The sequence below is a fragment of the Streptomyces sp. NPDC047880 genome, from assembly GCF_040706515.1.
Taxonomy (GTDB): domain Bacteria; phylum Actinomycetota; class Actinomycetes; order Streptomycetales; family Streptomycetaceae; genus Streptomyces.
Genome location: NZ_JBEZOK010000002.1, coordinates 370,836 through 396,137, shown reverse-complemented (window position 1 = coordinate 396,137; position 25,302 = coordinate 370,836). Strand labels below are relative to the sequence as shown.

Annotated in this window: 23 protein-coding genes and 1 riboswitch; of the genes, 11 read left to right on the top strand and 12 right to left on the bottom strand. The window is 73.0% G+C overall.

The window, feature by feature from the left end:
• Window positions 1–53 precede the first annotated feature (53 nt).
• The 4 genes from pknB to thiO all read right to left on the bottom strand — a co-directional run bounded on the left by pknB (window position 54) and on the right by thiO (window position 4,282).
• The gene (gene pknB / locus AB0937_RS05685; protein ID WP_366709677.1) at window positions 54–1,988 is read right to left on the bottom strand and encodes a Stk1 family PASTA domain-containing Ser/Thr kinase; all 1,935 of its coding nucleotides are present in this window, start codon (window positions 1,986–1,988) and stop codon (window positions 54–56) included.
• 112 nt (window positions 1,989–2,100) lie between these two features.
• Window positions 2,101–2,898, bottom strand: coding sequence for a thiazole synthase (locus tag AB0937_RS05680; protein WP_366709676.1), 798 nt, complete (start codon window positions 2,896–2,898; stop codon window positions 2,101–2,103).
• A 2-nt stretch (window positions 2,899–2,900) separates the two neighbouring features.
• Window positions 2,901–3,101, bottom strand: coding sequence for a sulfur carrier protein ThiS (thiS, locus tag AB0937_RS05675; RefSeq protein ID WP_366709674.1), 201 nt, complete (start codon window positions 3,099–3,101; stop codon window positions 2,901–2,903).
• On the bottom strand, window positions 3,098–4,282 hold the full coding sequence (gene thiO, locus AB0937_RS05670) for a glycine oxidase ThiO (RefSeq protein ID WP_366709672.1): 1,185 nt from the start codon (window positions 4,280–4,282) through the stop codon (window positions 3,098–3,100). The genes thiS and thiO overlap by 4 nt, the downstream gene beginning before the upstream one ends.
• Window positions 4,280–4,391, bottom strand: a riboswitch (TPP riboswitch). Its footprint overlaps the gene before it by 3 nt.
• A gap of 52 nt (window positions 4,392–4,443) precedes the next feature.
• Between thiO and AB0937_RS05665 the strand changes: the two genes are divergently transcribed.
• The 6 genes from AB0937_RS05665 (at window position 4,444) to AB0937_RS05640 (ending at window position 9,637) form a co-directional block, all read left to right on the top strand.
• Complete coding sequence (locus AB0937_RS05665) at window positions 4,444–4,794, top strand: hypothetical protein (RefSeq protein ID WP_366709671.1); 351 nt, start codon at window positions 4,444–4,446, stop codon at window positions 4,792–4,794.
• A 32-nt stretch (window positions 4,795–4,826) separates the two neighbouring features.
• Complete coding sequence (locus AB0937_RS05660) at window positions 4,827–6,068, top strand: FAD-dependent oxidoreductase (protein WP_366709670.1); 1,242 nt, start codon at window positions 4,827–4,829, stop codon at window positions 6,066–6,068.
• A gap of 110 nt (window positions 6,069–6,178) precedes the next feature.
• A complete protein-coding gene (locus AB0937_RS05655) occupies window positions 6,179–6,544 on the top strand; it encodes an Rv2175c family DNA-binding protein (RefSeq protein WP_366709669.1) in 366 nt (121 codons plus the stop codon).
• A gap of 422 nt (window positions 6,545–6,966) precedes the next feature.
• Window positions 6,967–7,623, top strand: a complete 657-nt coding sequence (gene thiE, locus AB0937_RS05650) for a thiamine phosphate synthase (protein WP_366709668.1) — start codon at window positions 6,967–6,969, stop codon at window positions 7,621–7,623.
• Window positions 7,624–7,721: 98 nt separating this feature from the next.
• Window positions 7,722–8,645: a methylenetetrahydrofolate reductase [NAD(P)H] gene (metF, locus tag AB0937_RS05645; protein WP_366709666.1), complete on the top strand. Its 924-nt coding sequence runs from the start codon at window positions 7,722–7,724 to the stop codon at window positions 8,643–8,645.
• A 56-nt stretch (window positions 8,646–8,701) separates the two neighbouring features.
• Window positions 8,702–9,637: a hypothetical protein gene (locus AB0937_RS05640; RefSeq protein ID WP_366709664.1), complete on the top strand. Its 936-nt coding sequence runs from the start codon at window positions 8,702–8,704 to the stop codon at window positions 9,635–9,637.
• Between the two features lie 31 nt (window positions 9,638–9,668).
• Here AB0937_RS05640 and AB0937_RS05635 read toward each other — a convergent pair whose 3' ends face one another.
• The 4 genes from AB0937_RS05635 to AB0937_RS05620 all read right to left on the bottom strand — a co-directional run bounded on the left by AB0937_RS05635 (window position 9,669) and on the right by AB0937_RS05620 (window position 15,256).
• Complete coding sequence (locus AB0937_RS05635; RefSeq protein ID WP_366709663.1) at window positions 9,669–11,159, bottom strand: NAD(P)/FAD-dependent oxidoreductase; 1,491 nt, start codon at window positions 11,157–11,159, stop codon at window positions 9,669–9,671.
• 473 nt (window positions 11,160–11,632) lie between these two features.
• The gene (locus AB0937_RS05630; RefSeq protein WP_366709661.1) at window positions 11,633–12,262 is read right to left on the bottom strand and encodes a TetR/AcrR family transcriptional regulator; all 630 of its coding nucleotides are present in this window, start codon (window positions 12,260–12,262) and stop codon (window positions 11,633–11,635) included.
• A gap of 47 nt (window positions 12,263–12,309) precedes the next feature.
• Window positions 12,310–14,394, bottom strand: a complete 2,085-nt coding sequence (locus AB0937_RS05625) for a YhgE/Pip domain-containing protein (RefSeq protein WP_366709660.1) — start codon at window positions 14,392–14,394, stop codon at window positions 12,310–12,312.
• Window positions 14,366–15,256 carry an ATP-binding cassette domain-containing protein gene (locus AB0937_RS05620; RefSeq protein WP_366709659.1) on the bottom strand — a complete coding sequence of 297 codons (891 nt, stop codon included), beginning with the start codon at window positions 15,254–15,256 and terminating at the stop codon, window positions 14,366–14,368. The genes AB0937_RS05625 and AB0937_RS05620 overlap by 29 nt, the downstream gene beginning before the upstream one ends.
• A 167-nt stretch (window positions 15,257–15,423) precedes the next feature.
• Here AB0937_RS05620 and AB0937_RS05615 point away from each other — a divergent pair, with 167 nt between their 5' ends.
• The 3 genes from AB0937_RS05615 to AB0937_RS05605 all read left to right on the top strand — a co-directional run bounded on the left by AB0937_RS05615 (window position 15,424) and on the right by AB0937_RS05605 (window position 17,660).
• Complete coding sequence (locus AB0937_RS05615) at window positions 15,424–15,987, top strand: SAV_6107 family HEPN domain-containing protein (RefSeq protein ID WP_366709657.1); 564 nt, start codon at window positions 15,424–15,426, stop codon at window positions 15,985–15,987.
• Window positions 15,988–16,166: 179 nt separating this feature from the next.
• Window positions 16,167–16,982 carry a methyltransferase gene (locus tag AB0937_RS05610; protein WP_366709655.1) on the top strand — a complete coding sequence of 272 codons (816 nt, stop codon included), beginning with the start codon at window positions 16,167–16,169 and terminating at the stop codon, window positions 16,980–16,982.
• Between the two features lie 279 nt (window positions 16,983–17,261).
• Window positions 17,262–17,660 carry a DUF3040 domain-containing protein gene (locus AB0937_RS05605; RefSeq protein ID WP_102912203.1) on the top strand — a complete coding sequence of 133 codons (399 nt, stop codon included), beginning with the start codon at window positions 17,262–17,264 and terminating at the stop codon, window positions 17,658–17,660.
• Window positions 17,661–17,792: 132 nt separating this feature from the next.
• Here the strand turns inward: AB0937_RS05605 and AB0937_RS05600 are convergent, their stop codons facing one another.
• The 4 genes from AB0937_RS05600 to AB0937_RS05585 form a co-directional block, all read right to left on the bottom strand.
• A complete protein-coding gene (locus AB0937_RS05600; protein ID WP_366709653.1) occupies window positions 17,793–20,186 on the bottom strand; it encodes a DUF3488 and transglutaminase-like domain-containing protein in 2,394 nt (797 codons plus the stop codon).
• Window positions 20,186–21,547 carry a DUF58 domain-containing protein gene (locus AB0937_RS05595; RefSeq protein ID WP_366709652.1) on the bottom strand — a complete coding sequence of 454 codons (1,362 nt, stop codon included), beginning with the start codon at window positions 21,545–21,547 and terminating at the stop codon, window positions 20,186–20,188. The genes AB0937_RS05600 and AB0937_RS05595 overlap by 1 nt, the downstream gene beginning before the upstream one ends.
• Window positions 21,547–22,563, bottom strand: coding sequence for a MoxR family ATPase (locus AB0937_RS05590; RefSeq protein ID WP_366709651.1), 1,017 nt, complete (start codon window positions 22,561–22,563; stop codon window positions 21,547–21,549). Before AB0937_RS05590 ends, AB0937_RS05595 begins: the two co-directional genes overlap by 1 nt.
• 361 nt (window positions 22,564–22,924) lie before the next feature.
• Window positions 22,925–23,476, bottom strand: a complete 552-nt coding sequence (locus AB0937_RS05585; RefSeq protein WP_366709650.1) for a carbonic anhydrase — start codon at window positions 23,474–23,476, stop codon at window positions 22,925–22,927.
• Between the two features lie 386 nt (window positions 23,477–23,862).
• On the opposite strand from AB0937_RS05585, the gene rsmH reads away from it, so the two are divergent.
• Together rsmH and AB0937_RS05575 are read left to right on the top strand one after the other, a co-directional pair.
• Window positions 23,863–24,819 (top strand): 16S rRNA (cytosine(1402)-N(4))-methyltransferase RsmH, encoded by a 957-nt coding sequence (gene rsmH, locus AB0937_RS05580; RefSeq protein WP_366709648.1) that lies wholly within the window; start codon window positions 23,863–23,865, stop codon window positions 24,817–24,819.
• Between the two features lie 31 nt (window positions 24,820–24,850).
• Window positions 24,851–25,300, top strand: a complete 450-nt coding sequence (locus AB0937_RS05575; protein WP_366709646.1) for a hypothetical protein — start codon at window positions 24,851–24,853, stop codon at window positions 25,298–25,300.
• Window positions 25,301–25,302: the final 2 nt, after the last annotated feature.

The following is a 25,302-nucleotide window of genomic DNA, read 5'->3' as shown; positions in this document are numbered from 1 at the left end:
CAGGGTGTCATGCGTCCGGCCCTGCCCCGTCCACGGGCTCCCGCCCGCCGTCGTCACCTGATCTTGATGGTGATCGTGGAGCCCTTGGGCGCGGTCTGACCGCCCTCGACGGACTGGCTCTTGACCTCGTCGCCGAAGATGCCGAGCAGGCCGCGGTCCTCGTCGACCTCGAACCCGGCGCCCTCCAGCGCCTGCCTGGCGTCGTCGACGCTGTCACCGACCACGTCCGGGACCTCGATCATCTCGGGACCCTTCGACAGCGTCAGCGTCACCGTGTCGCCCTCGGCCGCGGTGCCGGACGCCGGTGTCTGCCGGACCACCTGGCCCTTGTCGTACTCGGAGGAGTTGACCCGCTCGGTGGCGATCTTCACCTTGAGGCCGGCCTCCGTCAGCTCGGTCCGCGCGTCGGCCTCGTCGGAGCCGGTGACGTCGGGGATGTCGATGGGGGCGCCCTTGCTGACGACCAGCTCGACGGCCGTGCCCGCGCGCACCTTCGTGCCGTCGGCCGGGCGCGCGGAGACCACCGAGCCGCGCGGTACGTCTTCGCTGAACCGCCGGGTGACCATGCCCGGCTCCAGCCCGCCCTCCCTCAGCTGGTCCTGCGCCTTGTCCAGCTTCTGGCCGGCCAGCGCGGGCACGCGCACGGTCTCGGGACCGTCGGAGATGGTGAACGACACGGAATCGTTGACGCGGATCCGGGCGCCCGGCTCGGGGTTGGTGCTGATGATCGTGCCGCGCTTGACGGTGTCGCTGTGGGCGTGGCTGACCTTGCCGACCTCCAGACCCGCGTCCTGCAGCCGGTCCTCGGCCTCGTCCTGGGTCTTCGCCAGCAGCGGCGGGACCTTGGTGAACTGGCCGGAGTTGATGTACCAGACGCCGGCGCCGAGGCCGAGCACGAGCAGGACGGCGACGACGATCGCCGCCGGGCCGCGCCGGATGCCCGGGCGGCGCCGGGACGGCGGGGGCGGCGGCGGGGACGCGAAGCGGCTGGTGCGGTTGAGGGCGGGCCCGGAAGCGTCGTCCTCCCCGTCGGCCGGCAGCGGGCGCGGCGTCGTCAGGGCGCGCGGGATCACGGTCGTCCGGTCGTCGCCGTTGTCGTGGTCCACCGCGAGCGCCTGGGGCGGCACCGCGTCCAGCTGGTCCTCGTCCAGCCGGGCGCGCCCGTCCCGGACCTGCGCGAGCAGCGCCACCGCGTCGTGCGGGCGCACGGCCGGGGTGCGGGCCGTCGCCGAGGCCACCATCGCGTCCAGCTCGTACGCCATACCGGGCACGGTCGCCGACGGCGGGGGCACGTCCTCGTGCAGGTGCTTGTAGAGGATCACGGCGGGGGAGTCCCCGTCGTGCGGCTTGTCGCCGGTCAGCATCTCGTACAGCATCACGCCGCACGCGTACACGTCGACGCGGGGATCGGCGGTGCCGTTCTCTATCTGCTCCGGGGCGAGGTACGAGACCGTGCCGAGCACGGTGCCGGTGGTGTTCGTCACCGTGTCGACGGCCCGGACGAGCCCGAAGTCGGCGACCTTCACCCGGCCGTCGTCCCCGATCAGGACGTTCTCGGGCTTCATGTCGCGGTGCACGAACCCGGCGCGGTGCGCCGCGCCCAGTGCGGCCAGCACCGGCTCCAGGATGTCCAGGGCGGCCCGCGGCTGCAGGGCCCCGCGCTCGCGCAGCACGTCCCGCAGGGTGCAGCCCGCGACGTACTCCATCGCCAGGTACACGTACGAGCCGTCGGTGCCCTGGTCGAAGACCTGCACCACATTCGGATGGGCCAGCCGGGCCACGGACTTCGCCTCGCGGATGAACCGCTCGACGAACGAGGCGTCGACCGCGAGCGAGGGGTGCATCACCTTGAGCGCGAGGACCCGGTCGAGCCGGGTGTCCACGGCCCGGTAGACCGTGGCCATCCCGCCGACCGCGATCCGCGCGTCGATGCGATACCGGCCGTCGAGCACCTGCCCGACCAAGGGGTCCTGAAGGGTCGTGTCCACGCAGGCGAGTGTACGAGCCACGACCGACAGCCCCGTCCCCCCGGCGGATTCCGGGGCGGGACTGCAGCCGACCTGTGACGTGTCTCCCGGGCCTTGTGACGTGCCCCCGGCCCTACCGGAAGGCGGGCCGCTCCGGATCCAGCACGGCCATGCCCTCGGCCGGCGACGACGCCTCGGCGAAATGCCGCCGGGGGATCCGCCCCGCCCGGTACGCCAGCCGCCCCGCCTCCACCGCGTGCCGCATGGCGTCGGCCATCAGCACGGGTTCCTGCGCCCGCGTCACCGCCGAGGCGAGCATCACACCCGCGCAGCCCAGCTCCATCGCCAGCGCCGCGTCCGAAGCCGTCCCGGCCCCCGCGTCCAGGATCACCGGCACGCGCGCGTGCTCCACGATCAGCTGGAAGTTGTGCGGGTTGCGGATGCCGAGCCCGGAGCCGATCGGGGAGCCGAGCGGCATGATCGCCGCGCAGCCCACGTCCTCCAGCTTCCGCGCCAGCACCGGGTCGTCGTTGGTGTACGGCAGCACCGTGAACCCGTCGTCGACGAGGGTCTCGGCCGCCTCCAGCGTCTCGATCGGGTCCGGCAGCAGCGTGCGCTCGTCGGCGATGACCTCCAGTTTGACGAGGCCGGTGCCGAGGGCCTCGCGCGCGAGGCGGGCCGTGAGGACGGCCTCGCCGGCGGTGAAGCAGCCCGCCGTGTTGGGCAGCACCCGGATGCCGAGCTTGTCCAGGACGGACAGCACCGAGCCGTGCACCGAGGCGTTCACCCGGCGCATCGCGACCGTCGTCAGCTCGGTCCCGGACGCGGCCAGCGACCGCTCCAGCACATCGAGGCTGGGCGCCCCGCCGGTGCCCATGATCAGACGGGACGTGAAGGACGTACCACCGAGGACGAACGGATCGTCGGCCATGGTCAGCCTCCTTGGACGGCGGTGAGGACTTCCACGCGGTCTCCCTCGGAAAGGGGCGTGGAGGGCCACTGGGTGCGCGGGACGACCGTTTCGTTGAGGGCGGCGGCCACGCCCGAGGGCGAGGCGGTGAGCGACCTCACGACGGTGTCGAGAGCCGTGCCGGGCCGGACGTCCCGGGGCTCCCCGTTGACGGAGATGTTCATGCGGGCTGCTCCGAGAGTGCGGTCGCGGGACTGAAGCGCTCCGGGGTGAAGGGGCGGGCCTCCTCGGGGAGTTCGCCCGTCGCCAGGACGTGGGCCAGGGCGTCGCCGGTCACGGGTGTGAGCAGGACGCCGTTGCGGTAGTGCCCGGTCGCCAGCAGCAGGCCCTCCAGACCGGTCGGGCCGAGCAGGGGCGCGTTGTCGGGGGACCCGGGCCGAAGGCCGGCCCGGGTCTCGGTGAGCGGCAGCTCGGTGATGCCCGGGACCAGCTCGTGCGCGTCCCGCAGCAGCTCGTACACGCCGCCCGCGGTCACGGTGGTGTCCCAGCCCAGCTCCTCGCTGGTGGCCCCGACGACGAGCTCGCCGCTCGCGCGCGGCACCAGGTAGACGTGGCTGCCGCGCACGACCGCGCGCACGGTCCGGCTCAGGAACGGCTGGTGCCGCTGCGGCATGGTCAGCCGCAGGACCTGCCCCTTCACCGGCCGCACGGGAGGCAGCACGTCCTGCGGGACGCCCGCGAGCCGCCCGCTGAGGCTGCCCCCGGCGAGCACCACCTGCCCGGCCGTCGCCTCCGTTCCGTCGGCCAGGACGGCGCCCGCGGCCCGGTCCCGGACGACGGCGAGCCGCTCCGCCCACGTCCGGTGGAAGACCACGCCCGTCCGCTCGCACGCGGCGACCAGCGCCCCGGCCAGCCGCCGGGGGTCGATCTGGTGATCGCCGTCGACCCGCAGCCCCCCGCGCACCCCTGGCGCGAGCATCGGCTCCAGGCGCCGGCACTCGCGCCCCGACAGCCACTGCGACTGAAGCCCCGACTGCTGCTGCAGGGCGTGCAGTTCGCGCAGGTGGGCCCGGTCGTCGGCGTCCAGCGCCACGGCGAGCGTGCCGCAGCGGCGGTAGCCGAGGTCCCGGCCGGTCAGCTCGGTGAGCTCGGCGGCGAAGTCCGGGTAGCGCCGGGCGGAGGCGAGGTTCAGGCCGAGCAGGGTCTGCTCGCCGTAGTGCAGTTCCGTGACGGCGGCCAGCATCCCGGCGGCCACCTGTGCGGCTCCGCCGCCCGGCTCGGGGTCCACGACGGCCGTGGCGAACCCGCGTTGCGCGGCCCGCCAGGCCGTGACCAGGCCGATGATCCCGCCCCCGATGACCAGGACGTCTGACGACACGGACGTGGATGTGGCCGTAGGCGACATGGGCGTCCAGCCCCTCCCTTCGCCGGCATGACCCGGATCAGGTTCGTACGGTCGGAGGCCGCCAGCCTCCCTCTCAGCCCGGTGCGTCCGGGCTCCCGCGAGTGCTTTACGTTGGCCACCCTAGCCCGATGCCCCGTCCCGCAGTAAGGGAGCCTCGTCCCATGGCCCGATCCCTCGACGGTCTCGTCCTCGCCCGGGTCGCCGACCAGGCCCCGGGCCAGGTGGGCACCCGCACCCGGTTCACCTACCACGAGCGGCAGGGCGAGATCTGGGCCGAGTACACCGGCGGCGACGTCGTACGCGGGCACCTCGTGGGTACCCGCAAAGGTGACCGGCTGGACTTCCGCTACGTCCAGCTCAAGCAGGACGGCACCACGTCCTCCGGGCACTGCGTCTCCTCGGTCGTGGAGCTGCCCGACGGGCGGGTGCGGCTGGAGGAGACCTGGGAATGGGAGTCCCAGCGGGGCAACGGCACGAGCGTTGTGGAGCAGGTCACGGCGCATGAGCACTGACTGACAGAACGTCAGGTGTCTATGGTGATCAGGTGAGCGAGCAGACGCAGGATCCAGGGTCGTCCGCGCCGCGGCGCGTCGTCGTGGCGGGTGCGGGCATGGCCGGGGTGCAGACCGCCGTCGCGCTGCGCGAACGGGGCTTCACCGGTGACGTGATCCTGATCGGCGCCGAGCCCCACCAGCCCTACGACCGGCCCCCGTTGTCCAAGGCCGTCCTGCTCGGCAAGTCCGAGGGCTCCGCCTTCGACGTCGACTTCGAAGCCCTCGGCATCGAACTGCGGCTCGGCTGCGAAGTGCTGGGCCTGCGCCCCGCCGACCACGAGCTGGACACCGAGGACGGGCCCGTGCCGTACGACGTCCTGGTCGTCGCGACGGGCGCGGAACCCGTCCGGCTGGCCGGCACCGAGGGCGTGCCGGGCGTGCATCTGCTGCGCACCCTGGACGACGCCGAGCGGCTGCGGCCCGTGCTGGCCCGCCGGCACGACATCGTGGTCGTCGGCGCGGGCTGGATCGGTGCGGAGTTCGCCACGGCCGCCCGCGAGGCGGGTTGCGCGGTGACCGTGGTGGAAGCCGCGGAACGCCCGCTCGCCGGGGCGCTGCCCGCCGAGGTCGCCGCCCCCATGGCCGGCTGGTACGCCGACGCGGGCGCGGTCCTGCGGACGCACGCGCGCGTGGAGCGCGCCGAGCCCGGTGTCGTCGTCCTCGACGACGGCTCGCGGCTGCCCGCGGGCGCGGTCGTCGTCGGCATCGGCGCCCGCCCCGCGACGGCCTGGCTGGCCGGCTCCGGGATCGCGCTGGGCACCCACGGCGAGATCGTGGCCGACGAGCACCTGCGCACGGCCGTGCCGGACGTGTACGCGGTCGGCGACTGCGCCTCCTTCCCCTCCGGGCGCTACGGCGAGCGCCTGCTGATCCACCACTGGGACAACGCGCTCCAGGGGCCGCGCACGGTCGCCGTGAACATCGTCGGCGGGGCCACCGGGGAGCCGTCGGCGGTGTACGACCCGGTGCCGTACTTCTGGTCCGAGCAGTTCGGGCGGTTCGTCCAGTACGCGGGGCACCACGCGGCCGCGGACACGACCCTGTGGCGAGGTGACCCCTCCGGTCCGGCCTGGACGGTCTGCTGGCTGCGGGGCGAGCGGCTGGTCGCGCTGCTGGCGGTGGGCCGGCCCCGGGACCTGGCGCAGGGCCGCCGTCTGATCGAGTCGGGCACCCCGATGAATCCGGTGCTGCTGGCGGATCCGGCCAGGCCCATGAAGGCGGCGGCGGCGTAGGCGGCCCCGCCCGGGGGAGGGCCGCGGTGCGGTGCCGCGGGGACCGGCGCGTCCGCCCAGGTGGACCGCCCGGCTTCCGACTGTCAGTGGCAAATGGCAGGCTGGTTTCCGTGACCGAGATTGACGCAAAGATCGATGCTCTCGTCCCCGCCTGGCTCACCCTCCCCGACATCGCCGAACAGCTCGGCGTCGAGGTGACGCGTGTGCGGCAGCTGGTCAAGGACGGCCAGCTCATCGCCGTACGCCGAGGTGAGAACCGCGCACTGCACGTCCCCGCCGACTTCATCGACGGGGACAAGGTCGTCAAGGGCCTGTCCGGGACCCTGACGCTGCTGCGGGACGACGGCTTCACGGACGAAGAGATGCTGGAGTGGCTCTTCACACCGGACCCCAGCCTGCCTGGCACCCCCGCGCAGGCGCTCAGCGAGAATCGCGGCACGGAGGTGAAGCGCCGCGCCCAGGCGCTCGCGGTCTGACCCGGCCGCGACCGGACAACCGTCCGGCTCCGCACGCGCGGGGCCGGACCTGAACAACCGCCCGACGTGGGGCCGTGGCCCGTGGGGCCACGGCCCGGGGGCGCCTCGTGCCCGTGCGGGCTCCGGACCTCCGGGGCGGTGACCCGCGGCCGGGCTGCGGACCCTTCCGGCCGAGCGGCGGATCCGTGCAGGGCGGTGGCCCGCGCGTCCGGGTTGCGGGCCGTTCCGGGCGGACCGGCGGATCCGTGCAGGGCGGTGGCCCGCGCCCGGGCTGCGGACCGTCCCGGGCGGAACCGGTGCATCGGGGCCGGGCCGGGGGCAGGCGTAAGGTGCCCGGGGCGCTCGCGGCCGGACCGGGGTATTCCCGCGCCGCACGACGCCCACGCGGACACCCGTACGCCACGACACCCAGGGGGACACGTATGACCGGCACCGCCGCCACCGCACGGGCCCAGCTCGCCGACGCCCGGGTCTACCTCTGCACCGACGCGCGCAAGCGGCAGGGCGACCTGCCGGAGTTCCTCGACGCCGTGCTGGCCGGCGGGGTCGACATCGTGCAGCTGCGGGACAAGGGCATGGAGGCCGGTGAGGAACTGGAGCACCTGGCCGTCCTCGCCGAGGCCTGCGCCCGGCACGGCAAGCTCCTGGCGGTCAACGACCGTGCGGACGTCGCCCACGCCGCCGGCTCCGACGTGCTGCACCTCGGCCAGGGCGACCTCCCCGTTCCCTCGGCCCGTGCCCTCCTCGGCGACGATGTCCTGATCGGCCGCTCCACTCACGCCGAGTCCGAGGCCGCCGAGGCCGCCGTCCAGCAGGGCGTGGACTACTTCTGCACCGGCCCGTGCTGGCCGACGCCGACCAAGCCCGGCCGTCACGCACCCGGCCTGGAACTCGTCCGGTACACGGCCGGCCTCGGCACCGACCGCCCCTGGTTCGCCATCGGCGGCATCGACCTCTCCAACCTCGACCAGGTCCTGCAGGCCGGAGCCCGGCGCGTCGTCGTCGTACGGGCGATCACCGAGGCCGACGACCCGGGGGCCGCGGCGGCCGAGTTCGCCCAACGGCTGCGGGAGGCGTAGTTACGGCGGTTTGTCCAAGGGATGGACAACAAGCGGACAATCCCGGCAAAAGTCGGCCTGCGGTTGGGGGACCGACGGCCCCTGGCTAACCTGCCGGTATGGCCCTCGGCACCGCATCCATCAGGTCGGACCACGCGCGCACCGTCCGCGACATGCTCGCAGCCGGCAAGACGACGTACTCGTTCGAGTTCTACGCCCCCAAGACCCCGAAGGGCGAGCGGAACCTGTGGAACGCGCTGCGCCGGGTCGAGGCGGTGGCGCCCGACTTCGTCTCCGTGACCTACGGCGCGGGCGGTTCCACCCGCGCGGGCACGGTCAAGGCGACCGAGGCGATCGCCTCCGACACCACCCTCACCCCGATCGCCCACCTCACCGCGGTCGACCACTCGGTGGCCGACCTGCGCAACATCATCGGCCAGTACGCCGACGCCGGGATCCGCAACATGCTCGCCCTGCGCGGTGACCCGCCAGGCGACCCGATGGGCGAGTGGGTGCCGCATCCGCGGGGCCTCGCCTACGCCGCCGAACTCGTCGAACTGATCAAGGCCTCCGGCGACTTCTGCGTGGGCGTCGCCGCCTTCCCGGCGATGCACCCGCGCTCCCGCGACTGGGACACCGACGTCCGCCACTTCGTCGACAAGTGCCGGGCGGGCGCGGACTACGCCATCACGCAGATGTTCTTCCAGCCCGAGGACTACCTCCGGCTGCGCGACCGGGTCTCGGCCGCCGGCTGCGACACCCCGATCATTCCCGAGGTCATGCCGATCGCGAGCGTGAAGACGCTGGAACGGATCGGTTCCCTCACCAACGCCGCGTTCCCGGCTGCCCTGAAAGAGCGGATCCTCACAGCAAAAGACGATCCGGCCGCTGTACGCTCCATTGGGATCGAATTCGCCACGGAGTTCTGTGCGCGGCTGCTCGACGAGGGCGTGCCCGGCTTGCACTTCATCACGCTCAACAACTCCACCGCGACACTGGAGATCTACGAGAACCTGGGCCTGCACCACTCATCGCAGGCCTAGACCGTTCGCACCGGTATACGACACACTGCGTAGCGGCCACTGTGAGAGGGGCGTACATGGGCTGGGCGGTCCTCTACATCGCGTTCGGCATCGTCGCGCTGTGGCTGCTGGGCGAGGTGCTGCTGCAGTACAAGGCGCGGCTGCGCTGGCGCCTGCTGGCCTTCGCCGGGTTCCTCGGCGTCGTCGTCGGTGTCCTGATCCCGTCGGTCGTCGTGATCGGACTGGGCGCGGCCGCCTTCGCGGTCGGGCAGACCTACGTCACCCTGTCGTTCCGCAGCGGCTTCGCGGCCGGCTGGGCGATGAACGCGCCCGCGCTGGGCGGCAGCAAGCGCCGCCGCGGTGAGCGCGGCCGCCAGGAGCCGACCCTGGAGGTGTCCGGGCTCGAGGCCGAGGACGGCTACGACGACGGGGCGGCCGCCTACCGCCGCGACCCCGCTCCCCACGGCCGGGACGACGACTACGACGGGGACGACGTCTTCACCCCCGCCCGCCCGGCGCAGCCGACGTCCGCCGAGACCACCGCCGTCTACGAGCCCCAGCCCATGCCCGAGGACAGCGGTTCGTACGGTGTCTACGACACCGGGTACCAGGCCGGCGGACAGCAGTCCCACGATCAGTACGCCGCCCAGGCCGCCGACCAGGGCTACGCCTACGACTACTCCGGCTACGGCCAGCAGCAGGGCTACGACGCCACCGGTCAGCAGCAGTACGCCGCCTACTCCGACCCGTACATCGGCTCGTCGACCTACGGCCAGGGCTCGTACGACGGCACCTACGGCGACCAGCAGTACTACGGCCAGCAGATGTACGGCCAGGAGCAGTACGCCGGCACCTACGGCGGCGAGAGCCCGCCCGGCGGGGTGTGGGTCCCGCAGCAGCGCAACACCGACGAGTACGGGCAGGAACTGCCGCCCGAGCAGCAGCCGTACCCCTACCACGGGGGCGGGCAGCAGCCGCAGGGCAACGGCTTCGACGAGCAGTACCGTTTCTGAGGACTGACCTGGCTCCGCGGCGGCGGAGTGCTCACTGCGAGCCGCGGAACTCCGGCCCCTCCACGATCAGCCCCGCCACCAGCGCGCCCGACATCCCCGCGTGCGGCAGCCCGCCGCCGGGGTGAGCCCAGCCGCCCACGGCGAACAGACCCGGCACCCGCGTGCCGTTGGCCGGATGCAGCAGCCGCCCGCCGCCCGCCGCGAGGGCCGGCACGGGGACCGCTCCACCCTCCGCGCCCGTCGCGTCCGCGATGTCGTCCGGGGTGCTCACCTCGTGCCAGAGGAGACGGTCGCGCAGACCGGGGACGGCACGTTCGGCGGCGGTGATCATGTGGTCGGCGAGGTCGTCGTGGGGCCGGCCGGGACGCGCGGGCACCACCGTGGTGAGGGTGACCGCCTCGTGGTCCGCCGGGGCCGGGCCCGGGTCGTCGGGCCGCAGGACCGTCACCGTGGGACGGGAGGTCCCGGCCGCCGTGCCGAACAGGGCCTCCAACTCCGCCTCGCGGTCCTCGGCGTGCACCACGGTGCGGTGCGCCGTGCCCTCTGGGCGGGCGCCGCGCAGGGCCAGCAGGACCGTCAGCCGGGAGGCCGCGGCCGGCTGCGGCGGCACCTCGCCGTCCCCCCGTACGACGGTGCCCGCCGTCATCCGGGCCAGTGCGCCGGGCGCGACCCCGGCGACCACGAAGTCCGCCTCCGCCACCGACCCGTCCGCGAGCTCCACCCCTGACGCCCGGCCGTCCTTCTCCAGCACGCCGGTGACATCGGCGCCGAAGTTGAACTCGACCTTGCGGGCGAGACACCGCTCATGGACGGCCCGCGCCAGCTCGCGCAGCCCGCCGCGCACGTACCAGGTGCCGAAGGCGTGCTCCATGTACGGCAGTACGGCCGCGCTCGCCGGGGTGACCCTGGGGTCCAGGCCGTGACCGAGGGCATGACTCTCCAGGAGGGCCGTCAGCCGGGGGTCGCGCAGCTCCCAGGCGCCGATCTCGGCGAGGGTCCCGGCCCGGCGAGTGCGCAGCAGCCGCTTGTGGGGCACCGACGGGTAGGGCTCGCGCTCGGCCAGCACCTGCCAGTTCGGCCACAGCGGCTCCTCCAGCAGCGGCCTGCGGGTCCGGTCCCAGGCCTCGCGGGCCCGGACCAGGAAGTCGCCCCAGCGCTTCCCGGCGCCCGCGCCGAGCCCCTCGTCCAGGGCGGCGACGACACCCGCGCGCGAGGCGTTCGGCAGCGACACCTCGGTGCCGTCCGCGAACACGTGCCGGGCCGACGGGTCGACCTGGACCAGCTCGACGCAGGACTCCAGCGGTTCCTTGCCGGTCTTCACGAACAGGTCGCGGTACACGGCGGGCAGCGGCAGCAGGGCGGGGCCCGTGTCGAAGGAGAACCCCTCACGCTCGAAGCGGCGCACAGCTCCGCCGTAGGTGTCCGTCCGTTCGTACACCGCCACCCGGTGGCCCGCGACGGCCAGCCGGGCGGCAGCCGCCAGCGCGCCCATCCCGGCGCCGATCACCGCAATCCGTGCCATGCCGGCGACTTTATCGGCCCCCACCGACAGCCCCGGCCCGCGGCCTGCCGAGTACGGGCGCGGACGTCGTGGTGACCAGGCGGCGACGGGCGGCGTGGGGCTCCGTGCGCAGCACTGAGTACGTATACCTAGCCGGGGAGTTGAGTATGCGCGCGGATGGGGGCCGACCTGCGCTGACGAGAGAGTGGAGGCACGGAGAGGGGCACGGCTCCGGCACCGGCGACACGGGGCGCCGGAACGGAGCCGGCCCGCGATCCGCTCCTTCCGCCGACGGCGTCGGCGGGAGCGAGACACGGGGGAGAACCGGGCAACCGGGGAAAACCGGGGGACGACCGGATGGGGGTCCTGCCGGGGGACGCACGGGGGAGCAGGAGAAGGAAAAACGGGGGAGTGGGGAAGGCGCCGGTTCGAGGTGGCCCGCGGGGGACGCGGCCACACCGGACCGGCGCCTTCACGTGTGCGGAGCGGTTCGCTCAGCGGCAGCCGCTGACCCGCCCCTGGAGGAGCCGGGACAGCGCTGCGTGGACATCGTCCAGGGAGCGTTCCGCCTGGAACGACTTCCAGTCCAGGGCGGCCACGAGCACCATGCCGACCAGCGCGGACGCCGTCAGCGAGATGTCGATCTCCTCGCTGAACTCCCCGCCCGCCACACCGTCGCGCAGCACGTCCTCCACGACGGCGACGGCCTGCTGCCGGACCACCATCAGCGTGGACTGCCAGGTCCGGTTGGTGCGCCACAGCTCGGCCACGTACAGCTGCGTGAAGGCCGGGTAGCGGTCGATGAAGACCAGCCCCGCGCGGATCATCGCGTCCAGGGCGTCGACTTTGCTGCCGCCCTCGGCCGCGGTCCGCTCGGCCGCCTCCCGCAAGGAGGCGGTCAGCAGACCCACTCCGTGCCGCAGCAGCTCCTCGAAGAGGACGGACTTGCTCGCGAAGTTGTAATAGACCGTGCCCTTCGCGACCCCGGCACGCTCGGCGATCTCGTCCACGGTCGTGGCGGAGAACCCCTGCTCGGCGATGAGCGTGACGGCCGCCTCATAGAGCTTCTGCCGGGTGGCCTCGCGGCGCGTGCTGCCGCCCGACGCGGCACTGCTGCTTTCCATGGCCCCGATTGTCACAGGAACCCTCCCGGTGGAAGCGACGGTGGGGCTCACAGGCTCAGCTCCGGGTGCAGCCGGTCCAGCGTCCACACCTGGCGCCGACGGGCCGCCACGGCGGTCAGCGCGAGGGCGCCCGCGGTGAACGCCGTCAGCACCACGCACGCGTGTCCCACCGGTTCGAGTCCACCGCCGGTGATGAGCCGCCTGAGCGCCTCGACGACGTAGCTCATCGGAAGGAACGGGTGGAGGGCGTTGAAGAACCCCGGACTGGTCTGGACGGGGTACGTACCGCCCGCCGAGGTCAGCTGGAGCATCAGCAGCGCGAGGACGAGGATCCGGCCCGCCGCCCCGAAGCGCGCGTTCAGCCACTGCACGATCGCCGCGAAGCACGCCGTCACCAGGAACAGGAAGCCCACCGTCCCGGCCGCTCGGGCCATCTGCAGGCCGACCGCCCAGTGCAGCACCGACATCAGCGCCACCGTCTGCAGCACCCCGATCGCCACCACCGGCAGCCAGCCCGCCAGCGCGACCCGCCACGCCGGCGCACCCGCGGCGAGCGCCCGCCGGTTCATGGGCGCGATCAGCATGTACGCCACCATCGCACCCACCCACAGGGAGAGCGGGATGAAGTACGGGGCGAAGCCGGTGCCGTAGTTGGGTGCCTTGTGCAGGTCATGGGAGGCGAGCCGCACGGGGTCGGCCATGACCTCGGTGCGCCGGTCGCGGTCCTGCTCGTCGTAGTCGGGGATCTTCTCCGCCCCGTCGTGCAGGCCGCCGGCGAGCTTCCCGGAGCCGTCGACGAGCTTGTAGATCCCGCCGTTGAGGTCGTCCGCGCCCGTCTTCAGCTTGCCGAGGCCCTTGTCCAGGCCGACCGCACCGGTCTTGGCCGTGCCGATCCCCTTGTGCAGCTTCTTCGCACCGGCGGCGACCTCGGCCGCACCGTCGTTCAGCGCGTTGATCTTCTTGACGGCGTCGGTGAGGTCCTCGGAGAGGTGCGGTGCCCGGTTCGCGAGCGCCTGGGACTGCTTCTGCAGGGTGGCCAGGTTCTTGTCGAGCTTGTCCAGGTCGCCGTCCTGGTCCGCGATCAGCGTGTTGAGGTCGTCCGCGATGATGGTCACGTCGGCGGCCGCGTCCTTGGCCGTCTTCAGGTCGGAGCAGGCCGCGTCCGGCAGGACCGGATCGTCGCAGCGCCGGGCGTAGACGTCGTTCAGCGTGCCGGATGCCGCGCGGGCACCCTTGGCGGCGGTCGGGGCCGTCTTCACCAGGGTGTCCAGGTGCTTGCGGATCACCTTGGAGGAGTCGGCGACCAACTGGGCGGTGTCACCGATGGTCTTCTCGTTGCCCTTGAGGAACGGGCCGACCTTGTCGGCGGTGCCGTTGACCCGGTCGGCGAGCTTCTGCGTGCCCTCCGCGACCTGCTTCGAACCGTCCTCCAGGTCGCCCGCGCCGGTGTGGAGCTTCTTCAGGCCGGTGGCCAGCCTGCCGCTGCCGCCCTTGGCGTCCTTCAGGCCGTCGGCGAGGTCCTTGGAGCCCTTCTCGGCCTTGTCGATGCCGCCGTTGAGCCGGTCGGCCCCCTTGGCCGCCTTCACGGTCTTGCCGTGGATGTCGGAGAACGACACGAAGATCTTGTCCAGGAAGGACCGGGACGTCTTCGTGGACGCCGCCTGCCGCACCTCGCTGAAGACCGTCCGGGAGATCTGCCCGACGATGTAGTTGTTCGCGTCGTTCGTGCGCACCTGGAGGGCGCCGGTCTCCGGGGTGTTCCCCGAGCTGGAGGCGATCCGCTCGCTGAAGTCGGCGGGCAGCGTGAGCGACAGGTAGTAGCTGCCGTCCTCGACGCCCCTGCGGGCCTCGGCGGCGCTCACCTCCCGCCAGTCGAAGGTCTTGCTGTCGCGCAGGCCCTTCGTGATGTCGTCACCCGCCGTGATCTTCTTGCCGTCGGCGGTCGCTCCCTTGTCGTCGTTCACCAGCGCCACCGGGATCTTGTCCAGACGGCCGTACGGGTCCCAGAACGACCACAGGTACAGCGCGCCGTACAGCAGCGGCAGCACCAGCAGTGCGACCAGCGCGGCGCGCGGCAGCTTCCCCCGCCCGAAGCGGCGCAGCTCAAGCGCGGCGAGTTTCGGCGACCGCATCGGCCTTCTCCTCTCCCTGACCGGCCTCGTCGGCCTCGTCCGCCCGGTCCGCCGCGTCCTCGTGGTCTGCGTGGTCCGCGTGGTCGGACGGGCCTGCCCGGTCTGCCTGTTCGGTGTCGCCCGCCTGGCGGGTCTCGTCGGCTTCGGCTGCCCGCTCTTCGGCGCTCTGCGCGGTGGAGATCCTCACGGCGCCCTCGGGGGCCTCGCTGCACACCGCCACGACCGTCGTCCCGGCGTCGGCCAGGGACCTGAGCAGTGCCTGGACCTCCTCGCGCTCACCGTCCGACAGCTTGAGGTCGGCGTCGTCGACGCCGAGCAGCCGCGGCTCGCCGACCAGGGCGAGGGCGATCGACAGCCGCAGCGCCTCCAGGCGCTCCAGGTCCCGTACCGCCGTGCGCGGTCCCTTGGGCAGGGCCTCCAGGTCGAGCCCGGCGGCTTCGAGCGCGGCGTCCACGCGCCGCCGGGCCTCGGCCGCCCGCTCGCCGCGGGGCCGCAGCAGTGCGCGCAGCGAGGCGCCGAACCGCTGCTGGAGCAGTGCCCGCTCGTGCAGGTGCTCGCCCACGGTCAGCGCCGGGTCGAGGTCGGTGACCCCCGGGACGTGCGCCAGCGCACTGATGCCGCGCACGGCCGCCATCTGCTTGGGCAGCCTCGCGTCGCCCACGACGGCCGTGCCCTGCGAGACCTTCATCCGGCCCGTCAGCGCGAGCAGCAGGCACGTCCGGCCCGTCCCGGACGGGCCCACCACCGCGACGAGCGCCCCCGGCTCCGCGTCGACGGAGATCCCGCGGACCGCCCACCCCCGTGGCCCCTTGATCCCGAGGCCGTCGGTGACGATCCGCACCCCTCCTGTCTGTTCCCCCACGCGCTTCCCCTGAATTTGAACTGACTGGTCAGTGCAAAAACTACTCCGAACCTGCGAGCGAAGCAAAACGGCAGGTCAGAACGGATTGTCAGTGCCATACCTCACGATGGGTCACATACGGCACTCCGTGACGTGACGTGCCGTCAACTGACGACAGGAGGTTCGTCATGGCCAGCTATCACGCAGCAGCCGCCCGCCGGCGCCGCGCCACCGGCCCTGCCCCCTCACTGACCGGCCCGGCGAGCGACGTGCACCCCGTGCTCCGCCGGGCCACGGCCCCGCCCGCCGCCCTCGACCTCCTCGCCCAGGCGCGCGCGAGCCTCGACGAGGCCACCACTCTGGAAACACCGAACGAGCGCTACGCGACGGCCCACCTCGCCGCCCTGCGCACCGCCGCCGCAGTGCTCGCCGCCCGCGGACGCCCGGAGACCTCGCCCCGGGCCCGGGCCAAGATCCGGAGCGCCTGGGAAGTGCTCCCCGAGATCGCACCCGAGCTGACCGAGTGGAGCGCCCTTTTCGCCGCCGGTGCCCGGCGCCGCGCCCGGGCCGAGGCCGGCATCGAGGGCGCGGCCACCGGCCGGGACGCCGACGACCTGATACGCGACGTGGCGATGTTCCTGCGCCTCGTCGAGCGAACGCTGGTCCTGCAGCCGGTCCTCCCGCAGCCCCGCCCGGACCAGGACCAGCCGGAGGGGCCCCGCGCGGGGAGTGACATGCCGGACGCGGGCTGACCGCCGCCCGGGCCCGCCCGGCCCGCGTGGCCTCCTGGGACCGGGGCATCCGGACGTGGCGGCCGAGGCAATAGGGTGGGGGACGCCTGAAGTCTTCCCTCCCCGTGGCCGGGGCCGGGGGAGACGCCCCGTTCGCGCCGCCGTGCAAGAGGCGGTGCCGCGCCGAGGAGTCAACTGACGTGTCGGACCCGATGCGCCCCCGCGCCTCACTCCGTACCGCCGTGGTCTGGGAGGTCCTCCAGGACGCCCTGGACCGCCGGGTCAAGGTCACGGGTCGGGAGTCGCTGGACGTCCTCGACACCGGAGGCGGCAGCGGCAACTTCGCCGTGCCCGTCGCCCGCCTCGGCCACCGGGTCACCGTCGTCGACCCCAGCCCCAACGCGCTGTTCGCCCTGGAGCGCCGCGCCGCAGAGGCCGGTGTCGCCGACCGCGTCAAGGGCGTCCAGGGTGACGCCCACGGCCTCTTCGACGTGGCCGAGCGCGGTGGCTACGACGCGGTGCTGTGCCACGGCGTCCTGGAGTACGTGGACGACCCGGCCGAGGGCGTCCGCAACGTGGTCGCGGCCCTGCGCCCGGAAGGCGTCCTCAGCCTGCTCGCCGCCGGGCTGGGCGGTGCGGTGCTGGCCCGGGCCCTCGCCGGCCACTTCAAGGAGGCCCTCCAGGCGCTCGACGACCCGAACGGACGATGGGGCACGGGTGACCCCGTACCGCGCCGCTTCACCGCCGAGCAGCTCACGGAACTGGTCGAGGGCGCGGGCCTGCGCGTCGGTGCCGTGCACGGCGTGCGGGTCTTCGCCGACCTCGTGCCCGGCGTCCTCGTGGACACCGAGCCCGGAGCCCTGGAAGCGCTGCTGAAGCTGGAGGAGGCCGCGGCCGAGCTCCCCGCGTTCCACTCGGTGGCCACCCAGCTGCACGTCCTGGGCGAGACCGGCGGGGCCCCTGGGACCGGTGGGACTGGTGGGGCCGACGATGCCGATGCGGCGGCCGGGGCCTGAGCCCACTCCTGAGGCACCACCGCTGATCAGCGCCTTGGCTGCGCATGGAGTACGCCACAGGCCCCCCGAATGGGTGCGGCGCGCCGTATGATCGAGGGAGACCGTTCCGGCATGACGGATCGGCCGCCGGGGAATGGAAGCCTCAGCGAGCCGCGACGCCCATGGCGGGTTCCGGTTGGTCAATTGGCGCAGAGGGGCGGGTTTCACGGGGGCGATTCCCTGCCTATCCTGAAGGGACCCCCCGGGTCGCCCCGGCGACTGCACGATGAGGAGGACTCCGTGCCGCTCTCGGAGCACGAGCAGCGCATGCTCGAGCAGATGGAGCGAGCGCTGTACGCCGAAGATCCCAAGTTCGCGACAGCGCTTGAGGGAAGCGGGCTGCGCACGTACACCCGGCGACGGGTCTACCAGGCGGTCGCGGGCTTCCTCGTAGGTATCGCGCTCCTCATGGCCGGAATGGTCGCCAAGCAGGTCTGGCTCAGCGTCGTGGGCTTCCTCGTCATGCTGGGCTGTGCGGTGCTCGCCGTGACCGGCTGGCGCAAGGCCCCTAAGCCGGGTGAGCAGGCGGCCGGTGCCGCCGGGCCCCAGGCGCGTCGACAGGGCCGGCAGCGCCGCTCCGTCATGGACCGCATCGAGCAGCGCTGGCAGAAGCGCCGCGACGAACAGGGCGGGCATTAGCCCCCCGCGTAGCCTCGCCATGCCCAATTGAACACGCAGCTCCCCGATGAAAACGCAGGTCAGGGGGTGACCACCGAGTCGGTGGTCACCCCCTGACGTTTGTCCCTTCCGCTGTTCAGCTCCGCGGAGTCCTCAGCTCTGCTGACCCGACGTCTTCCGCCAGGTCGGACGCAGTGCCACGGCGCGCTCCCGGACCCTCGTCCACCAGGCCGACAGCGCCCACACCACCCGCGTGGTGGAGCGGGGAGCGACGAGCGCGCGGAGCCTGGCCGGGCGGCCGGCTGCCGCGCCGAGCCCTGCCGTGGCACGACGGACGTCCTCCGTGAGGCCGGCCACCGGGCGGGGGTGCGGGGCGTACAGGACCTGCTCCACCGCGTTCGCCACCCGATGCACCGAGGCCGCGGCCGTCGCGTCGAGATCGCCGAGGCGGACCATGCGGGCCGCCGCCTTGCGTGGTGTCTGCGACTCGTCCGGCGCGATGCCGAAGTCCCACGCCGTGTCGGTCAGCTCCTGCCAGACGGCCAGGGTGTGCGGCACCGTGTCCGCCTCGCTCCGGCCGTGTGCCCCGAGCCGGGCCGAGCGGGTCCGCAGCCGCCACAGCATCGGTGCCAGCGGGAGCGCCAGGACGGCGAGGCCGGCCAGGGCCCACACCAGGAACGCGTACCACCGGGGGCCGCCGTCGTCCGTGGGCAGCGCCGCCTGCGGCGATTCACTCGCGCAGCCACCGTCCAGCTTCTTCTGCTCCGGCGTGCAGGTCTCGCTCGCCGAAGGCGTCGCGGACGGCGCGTTGGACGCCGACTGGGAGGGACGAGCGTCGTTCGGGACCGAACTGCCCGGGTTGTCGGGCAGCGTGTACGACGGTATCGAGCCGCGGTTGGGAGTCGGCTCGAAGCGGGTCCACCCCACGCCCTCGAAGTACAGCTCGGGCCACGCGTGCGCGTCCCGCAGCCCCACCGACACGGAGCCGTCCGCCTGCGGGGAGCCGGGTGCGAAGCCCACCGCCACCCGGGCCGGTATGCCCAGTGAGCGGGCCATCGCCGCCATCGAGAAGGAGAAGTGCACGCAGAAGCCCTGCTTGTCCTTCAGGAATCGGGCGATCGCCTGCGAGCCGCTGCCCACCTGCACCTGCGTGTCGTACTGGAAGCCGCCGGTCACGGCGAACCAGTCCTGGAGCTTGACCGCCTGGTCGTACGGGTTGGCCGCGCCCGCGGTGACCTTGCGGGCGGTGCGGGACACCACCGACGGGAGCGAGTCGGGGAGCTCCGTGAACGCGCGCTCGATGTCCGCGGGCGCCGGTGCCGCCGAAGCGAGCTGCTGCGCCGTCGGGCGCACGTCCAGGCTCTTGACCCGGTACGTCAGGCCCCGCGTGTTCTGCCCGTGATCGCCGACCAGCGTCATGCCCTGCGGCTCGTACCGCCAGTTGCCGCTGATGCGCACGCCGCTCGGCGGGTACGGCATGGGCAGCCAGTCCTGGGCGTACCAGCCGGCCGCCGTGATCGTGGTGTCGAATTCCGTGCGCTTGACGTCCGGGCTGAGTCCGACCGGGTCCGGGAAGGTGCCGTCGGGGACGGCGGTGATGGACCGCCGGGACGGCTTCCACGTGGTGCCGTCGAAGTCGTCGAGGGACACGATCCGCAGATACAGGTCCGAGACGTCTTCCGCCTTGGTCCGCACGGACAGGACCTGCTGGTCCTCGTCCGCGTTGAGGCTGTCCCGCAGGGAGACCAGCGGGTTCACGGCGGAGATGGTGCCCCCGCCGCCGGATCCGCCGCCCGCCCCCGCTCCCACCGAGTCCAGCAGGCCGCCGTTCATCGTGGGCAGGGCGAGCGGCACCACCAGGGCGATGCCCAGCGCGACCACGCCGATGCGCCTGCCGGTGCGGACCGGGGCGACCACGCCGCTCGACTCCCCGCCCGCCGTGCGCCGGTCGCCGCCGAAGACCCGCCCCCACTGCGAGAGGCGGTCCCGCCCCTCGGCCAGCAGCAGCATCAGATAGCCGGCCGCCGCCACCAGGAACCACAGCCAGTCCGCGCCCCCGTCCGACAGCCCCGCCGCCACCGAATACAGGGCGAGCAGGGGCAGCCCGGCCGGAGCGGCGCTGCGGAAGGTCACCGCGAGGGTGTCCACCAGAAGCCCGATGACCAGGACCCCGGCCAGCAGCATCAGCCGGATGCCGTCGGACTCCAGGGGAGCCGGGATGGCGTACCGCGCGATGTCGTCACCGCCCTGCCGGAGCAGCAGCGCGAACCGGTCGAAGGCCTGCGGCCCGGGGATCACCCCGGCCAGGGCCTGCTCACGGGCGAACACGAAGGTCAGCAGGGCCACGGTGACCACGGCCTGTGCCGCCACCGTCAGCGGCCGGGCCAGCGGCACTCTGCGGGCGGCGGCTCCCACACCCGACTGAAGCGCCAGCAGGAAGGCCGCCTGCACGATCCACGTGGCCGGTCTGACGAGGGGCAGCAGGGCACACGCGGCCATCAGCGTGGCCGCCCAGGAGCCCAGGGTCAGTCGTACCCGCCCGCTCATCACGGTCCCTCCCCGCCGCTCGCGGCGGCCACGCCCCTGCGCTCCCGGTCGGCCAGCCGCCACAGCTCGTCCATGGCAGCGCCACGCGGCACGCGCAGGGCCGTCCAGCCCGCCTCGCGCAGCATCCGCAGCCGCTCTCCGCTCCTGTCCGACGGGCCGGCCACATCACTCGGTTCCCGCATCCAGGTGCCGCTGTCCAGCACGAAGGCGACTGCCCCCGGGCTGCGCTGCCGCATCCGGCCCAGTACGGCGGCCTGATCCTCGTCCAGGTCGCCGAGGAAGGCCACCAGCAGCCCCTCGTTCCCTCCGCGTAGTACGTCGTAGGCCCGGGACAGGCCCGCGCCGTCGGAGTGGTCGATCACCGCGAGGGTGTCCATCATCAGCCCGGCCGCGTCCGCCGACTCCTGGCTCGCGCCCGCGAAGCCGTCAGCGCCCTCGCCGGGCACCACGTCGCCGGTGTCGGTCAGCAGCCGCACCGAGTAGCCCCGTTCGATCATGTGCACCAGCACCGAGGCGGCACCCGACACCGCCCACTCGAAGGGCGAGTCCGGCCCCGCGCCCTGGTAGGCGATGCCACGGGTGTCCAGCAGCACCGTGCACCGGGCGCGCTGCGGCTGCTCCTCGCGGCGCACCATCAGCTCGCCGTAGCGGGCGGTGGAGCGCCAGTGCACGCGCCGCAGGTCGTCGCCGTAGCGGTAGCCGCGCGGGATGACGTCGTCGTCGCCGGCCAGCGCGAGCGACCGCTGCCGCCCGTCGCCGTACCCCTGCGCCTCGCCGCCGAGGCGCACCGGCGCCAGCGACTCCACGCGCGGGATGACCGTGAGGGTGTCGTACGTCGAGAAGGACCTGGTCAGCTCGCACATGCCGAACGGGTCCGTCAGGCGCAGCTGCAGCGGGCCCAGCGGGTAGCGGCCGCGCAGGTCGGAGCGCACCCGGTAGGACACCTCGCGCCGGCCGCCCGCCTCCACCCGGTCGAGCACGAAGCGGGGCCGGGGACCGAGCACGTAGGGCACCCGGTCCTGGAGCATCAGCAGGCCCGTGGGCAGCCGCGAGACGTTGTCCATCCGCAGGTGGACCCGGGCCTCGCTGCCGGCGGGCACGCGCGCGGGGGAGAGCCGGCGACTGCCCGCGACCCGGTAGCGCGTGCGGTACAGCACCGCAGCGCACACCAGGGGCAGCACCGCCAGCAGCAGACCCACGCGCAGCAGGTCGCTCTGGCCGAGCACGTAGGAGCAGATCGCGGCCGCGACGCCGGCGGCCAGGAAGGAGCGTCCGCGGGTGGTCAGACCGGCCAGGGCGGTGCGGATGCCGCCCTTCTCGCCCCGGTCGGCCTCCGCCCGCCCCGCCCCCGCGGTGGTCATCACAGCCTCCGCGGCGGCTGCTGGGGATACGCCGGCGCCGTACGGCCCAGGCCGCCGAAGCCGCTCTGCTGCTGCGGACCGGACGGCACCGGGGTGCGCTGCAGGATCTCCTCGACGACCTGCTCGGCGGTGCGCCGGTTGAGCTGCGCCTGGGCGGTGGGCAGCAGACGGTGGGCCAGGACGGCGACGGCGAGGGCCTGCACGTCGTCGGGCAGCGCGTACTCCCGGCCGCTCAGGGCCGCGGACGCCTTCGCCGCGCGCAGCAGGTGCAGCGTCGCACGCGGCGAGGCGCCGAGTCTGAGGTCGGGGTGCGTGCGCGTCGCGCCGACCAGGTCGACGACGTAGCGCCGGACCGGCTCGGCGACGTGCACCCCGCGCACCGCCTCGATGAGCTTGAGGATCTCGTGCGCGTGGGCCACGGGCTGGAGGTCCTCCAGCGGCGAGACGCCGCCGTGCACGTCCAGCATCTTCAGCTCGGCCTCCGCGTTCGGGTAGCCGACCGAGACCCGGGCCATGAAGCGGTCGCGCTGGGCCTCCGGAAGCGGGTAGGTGCCCTCCATCTCGACCGGGTTCTGCGTCGCCACCACCATGAAGGGGCTGGGCAGCTCGTAGGTGGTGCCGTCGCTGGTGACCTGACGCTCCTCCATCGACTCCAGGAGCGCGGACTGCGTCTTGGGCGAGGCGCGGTTGATCTCGTCGCCGATCACCACCTGGGCGAAGATCGCGCCCGGCTTGAACTCGAAGTCACGGCGCTGCTGGTCCCAGATGGACACACCGGTGATGTCCGACGGCAGCAGGTCGGGTGTGAACTGGATGCGCCGCACCGAGCAGTCGATGGACCGCGCCAGTGCCTTGGCCAGCATCGTCTTGCCGACACCCGGGACGTCCTCGATCAGCAGATGTCCCTCGGCGAGCAGGACGGTCAGCGAGAGCCGTACGACCTCGGGCTTGCCCTCGATCACGCCTTCCACCGACTCCCGCACGCGCTCCACGACGGCGGTCAGGTCATCTCCCACCCGCGAGAAATCTCGCGCGGGGGGACCCCCATGGCTCGCTCGATCGTCATAGGTCGTCACCCGGCGCTCCTCGGCCTTTCCCGTGCTCAGAAAGCACGGGATACCCCATTTTCCCGGGCCGACGCCGCATGACGCGGGCCGGCCCACCCCGAACCACGGACACCACGCGTGAAAGGTTCCGCGTGACGCCACTTCCGCATTCTTGCTGCCGTTACCGATTCGTGTCACTCGACTGTGGACAACTGGCCGCGATATGTCGGTCTTACGGCCATTCGAACGTGTGACTGACAGGATGCCGACAGCTACAGCAGGTGGCCTTCCGGGGCGAGCGGCCCGCGAAGCCCTGGCCGGCGGGCCGGGATCAGGAGGCCGGGTCGACCTCGCGCAGCAGGCCGGTCTGCACGTCGAACACGAATCCGCGCACGTCGTCGGTGTGCGGCACGAACGGCGAGGTGCGCACCCGCTGCATCGACTGGCGCACGTCCTGGTCGACGTCCCGGAAGGACTCCACGGCCCACGCCGGGCGCTGGCCCACCTCGGCCTCCAGCTCGTTGCGGAAGTCCTCGGTGAGGCTCTCCAGGCCGCAGCCGGTGTGGTGGATCAGCACCACGCTGCGGGTGCCCAGCTTGCGCTGGCTGATGGTGAGGGAGCGGATCACGTCGTCGGTGACGACACCGCCCGCGTTGCGGATCGTGTGGCAGTCACCCAGCTCCAGGCCGAGCGCCGCGTGCAGGTCGAGGCGGGCGTCCATGCAGGCCACGACAGCGACGTGCAGCACGGGCCGGGCGTCCATCCCCGGGTCGGTGAAGGCGTCCGCGTACCGGGCGTTCGCCGCCACGAGACGGTCGGTGACCGTGCCGCCGGCCTTTATGGCGCTCTCCGAACCTGTGGGAACCGATGCAGAAGTCGTCATAGGTATGACGTTACTGGTCACACCCCGTCCAGGCCTCCTGTGGAAGTGAACAAAGAATGCCGTCGAGTGACGTGTGTGAGGTAACCCACAAGGGTGCCGCCCCGGCTCTCCGTGCGAACGGCGGCGACGCGCAGGCCGGTTGATTGACCGGGCGACACGGTGGACTAAAGTGACGCGAAGCGGGAGGCGAGACTCTCCCCGCTGGACTGAATTCTTCGGAGACCCCGGCCACGACCGGAGATCTCCCCGCGTGCGCGGCGCGTACGTACGGCTCGGCCTCCTCCCGCTCCCGGTCGGCTGACGCTTCCGGCGCCGGCAGGCCTCCCCTTCACGAGCGGGCGGGGACCCGGCGGTGCGGACGGCCGCGCCGGATCTGAGAGGGCCCCTTGAGCGAGAGTCGACACGTCCCGGTGATGCTCCAGCGGTGCCTGGATCTGCTGGCACCCGCGCTCGAGGGCCCGGACGCCGTGGTGGTCGACTGCACCCTCGGCCTCGGCGGTCACAGTGAGGCACTCCTGGCGAGGTTCCCCGGCACCCGGCTCGTCGCCCTCGACCGCGACAAAGAGGCCCTGCGCCTGTCCGGCGAGCGCCTCGCGCCCTACGGTGAGCGCGCCACCCTGGTCCACGCCGTCTACGACGAACTCCCCGAGGTGCTGCGCCGGCTCGGCATCGCGCGCGTGCAGGGCGTCCTGTTCGACCTGGGCGTGTCCTCCATGCAACTCGACGAGGCCGACCGGGGATTCGCCTACGCCCAGGACGCCCCCCTCGACATGCGCATGGACCAGACGACCGGCGTCAGCGCCGCCGAGGTCCTCAACACCTACCCGCCGGGCGAACTCGTGCGCATCCTGCGGGCCTACGGCGAGGAGAAGCAGGCCAAGCGGATCGTCGGCGCGATCGTGCGCGAGCGGGAGAAGGAGCCGTTCAGCAACAGCGCGCGGCTGGTCGAGCTGATCCGCGACGCCCTGCCGCAGGCCGCCAAGCGCACCGGCGGCAACCCGGCCAAGCGCACCTTCCAGGCCCTGCGCATCGAGGTCAACGGCGAACTCTCCGTCCTGGAGCGCGCGATCCCCGCCGCCGTGAAGGCGCTCGACGTGGGCGGGCGGATCGCCGTGCTGTCGTACCACTCGCTGGAGGACCGGCTGGTCAAGCAGGTCTTCGCGGCGGGCGCCGCCACCACCGCGCCGCCCGGGCTGCCCGTCGTACCCGAGCGCTACCAGCCGCGGCTCAAGCTGCTGACCCGGGGTGCCGAACTCCCCACCGAGGAGGAGATCGCCGAGAACCGGCGGGCGGCACCGGCGCGGCTGCGCGGAGCCGAGCGCATCAGGGAGGACGTCGAGTGAGGCGTGTGCAGGCCGGACCGAGGGAGCGTGCGTGAGCGGCAAACCCGAACTGAAGGGGAGGGCGGCCCGACTCGCGCGGCTCCTCCCGGCCGGCCCCGGGCAGGCGGCCCGCACGCCCTTCGTCTTCCTGGTCGTCCTCCTCCTCGGCGGCGGTCTGATCACCCTCTTGGTGCTGAACTCGGCGCTCAGCGAAGGCGCCTTCAAACTCGACGACCTCCAGCGCGGGACCAAGAACCTCACCGACGAGGAGCAGGCCCTTCAGCGGGACATCGACGCCTACTCCGCCCCTGACGCCCTGCAACGCCGTGCCCGCGAGCTCGGCATGGTGCCCGGCGGCGACCCCGCCTTCCTCGGCCCCGACGGCAAAGTCAAGGGCGTCCCCAGCGCCGCTCCCGGTGTCCGGCAGCCCGCGGCGCACACCCCCCTGGTCCTCGCTCCCGAGGCCATGCCCAACGGCCTCGCCCCGACCCCCGGCAGGTGACG